This window comes from Caballeronia terrestris (assembly GCF_001544515.1).
Lineage (GTDB): Bacteria > Pseudomonadota > Gammaproteobacteria > Burkholderiales > Burkholderiaceae > Caballeronia > Caballeronia terrestris.
The window spans coordinates 1-2,551 of the sequence record NZ_FCOL02000266.1; the positions used below are offsets into that span (position 1 = coordinate 1).

1 protein-coding gene is annotated in these 2,551 nt (G+C 60.4%); it reads right to left on the reverse strand.

Annotated features, from left to right (window positions below; translation table 11 throughout):
- Positions 1-562: 562 nt before the first annotated feature.
- Positions 563-2,011, reverse strand: a complete 1,449-nt coding sequence (locus tag AWB67_RS36300) for an outer membrane protein assembly factor BamB family protein (protein ID WP_159965135.1) — start codon at positions 2,009-2,011, stop codon at positions 563-565.
- Positions 2,012-2,551: the final 540 nt, after the last annotated feature.

Consider the following 2,551-nt stretch of genomic DNA (forward strand, 5'->3'; position numbering starts at 1 on the left):
AGATGGTCTGTCGCATAGCCACGATAAGCGACGCCTGTCGCGTCGGCGACGTTCTCCCAGTGCCGAGTGAATGAATTCGTCAGATCCGCTTGCGGTGTCCGTCCGGAATCGCGGAGTGCATCTGCTTTGATTTGGCTGGCACCGATCCGTGAGTGACCGCCTAGAGATGCAGCCGGAACCAGACTGGCGGAGCGTCGAACAACGCGCATTGGCGGGTCACTGCCCGACGAGGTCGCCCGAAACCGACCCAGAACGGCCCTTCGACTCAAGGTGGCTTCTACGGCAGCTTCAAAGGTTCAACCGCCATACGCTGAGACCGGATCGCCCGCCGGTCCCCGGCCGTTGCCGACGTTGATCCACCAACAAGTCAACGTCAGATAAAGGCCCCTAAGCCGACGACGGTCAGCAGCCCTTTTACAGGCACCCGACGGTACGACCGCGTTCTATATCAATTGCGACGACCAGCATTGTTTTGCGATATTTCGCAATACCAGCGCCGAGGCCTGGCAAGCGCGCTACGCTCGAAGGCGATCACCGAAGCCCGATCGCCTGAGCCATCTTCCTACAGTCCATATGCATGAATCTTGTGGTCGAAACCTGCCACGAACAATCGCCCGTTGACGACCGTCGGAGACGCGAAGATACCGCCGGTCACGCGATCGGCAACCGGGAGGCTGGCGGTGCTCCAAAGCTGCTGGCCGCTTTGCGCATCGACCGCGTACACATCGCTTGCTACGCCGGAGGCGTAATAGACGACCCCGTTCGCTGCCACGGGCGGAACCGGAGGAGCGATCGAGGTGCCGCGGACCCGCAGGTTCCAGACGGGCGCAATGGAACAATCCGTGCGAACCGACAACGCCACCAGGCCGTTGCTGACCAACCCCGAACTGACATAGATTTGGTTCAGCACCGGATCGAATGCAGGTATGCCGTTGAAGCTTCCTCTTCCGTCCGATTCGCCGATCAGGAAAGAATTGATGGGTCCGCTAGCCAGGGCGTTGCGATTGTAGATGTACAGCATCCCGGTCTTCTGGATCGCAGCCAACATTGGCGGGCAGTTACGACTTTGGAACAGCAGCGGCGTCGCACCGAAGTCCACGTCGCGATTGTTCGGAGGCGGAGGCGCGGGCGCGTCTGCCGCATCGACGACGAGACTGGGCGTCAGCCTCACGACATGCTCCGCGTAGGGCAGATTCTCCGGATCTGAAAACGAGTTGCCCGTCGCCGTGTAGAGCCACAATCCGTTCGACGTAATGGAGATGCCGCCTGGACCCCATATGCCGCCGCCGTCGGGTCCTGTCGCGCCGGTGGGGAACCATCTTTGCAGGATCTCAAGGTTAGTGGTCGACACGCGTATCACCTGGCCATGATATGGCCTGCGGTCACATCGGCTGGCGGTGGCAACATAGATGTCGGAGCCGTTGAGCGTCGGGCTGCCATACACGAACGTTCTTGGCGAGCCGTTTGCCGGATCCAGCAGTTGCGCCCACGGCATAACATCGGCGCCAGTGGACAGATCCAGCGCATGCAGAAATCCGAAAGCAGTCACCACGTACATGCGATTGGTCGCGCGGTCGAGCGTAGGCGTGCCGATCGTGCCTAGCAAGCGATTGGACGCGTTGAAATCAGCGCAGTCGGTTTGCACGGTAGGCGCCTGGACGCTCCAGATGATCGCACCCGTCGCGGCGTTCAAGGCGACGATCCTGCCGAGCCATGTAGCCGCGTACACCACATCGGTCGGCACGCCATTGATGGGAACGCCTGCAATCAGCGTCGGCTGCGTGGTGATGGGGCCTCCGATGTCGGTCGCCCAGTGTTGCCGCAATTGAGGAACGTTGCCCACCCCGAGCACGCGTTCGGCCGCGTTGTAACCGATACGCTCCTTGTTCATCCCGAAGGTAGGCCAGTCCGTGGCGACAGCCTGCGCATTGGCGCATATCGACGTGAACGTTGCGAAGGCGGCAGGAATGAGTATCGAGGCTGCCCGGCGCGCGAAGGACGTTATGTTCAAGTGGCACCTCGGAAACTGAGAAGATTTTCGGGGATTGGCAAGCGCACAGGAAACGATCGAAGGCGTGGAAGGGAGCGCCATCGCGCAACGACGAAGGCCGCAGCACATCAACCATTCGCGGCCGGATTGCTTTCCATAAGCAAGGCACTTTATGTAACCGCCGGCGAAACGCTACATGAACCGTAGGCGTCAGACTTGTTATAGCAGGTCTTGCTCGAACTTTAAGGATTGTTGCGCGGGGCGGACATTCATTCCGCGGTCCATTAATCAGTAGATTGCTTGCTGTGCCGGCCGGTCAGTCCTGGCGGGTCGACGAGAGTTCGTCAGGAACACAAGCAAAAGGGTGTGGCGCCGTGCTGAAGCCGGGAGTAGGCCTCCACACACCATCGCCATAGATGACTCGTTCCTGAGTGGACCCGCCACTTGCATGGCCGAGCGACGATGCGGGCGAGTGACGCGTCCTGCCGGCTTTCGCCGTCCATAGAATCATTTTCGCGTTTTGCTCAGCAGGTGCCCCTGACCGAGGTCCGCAACGACTTT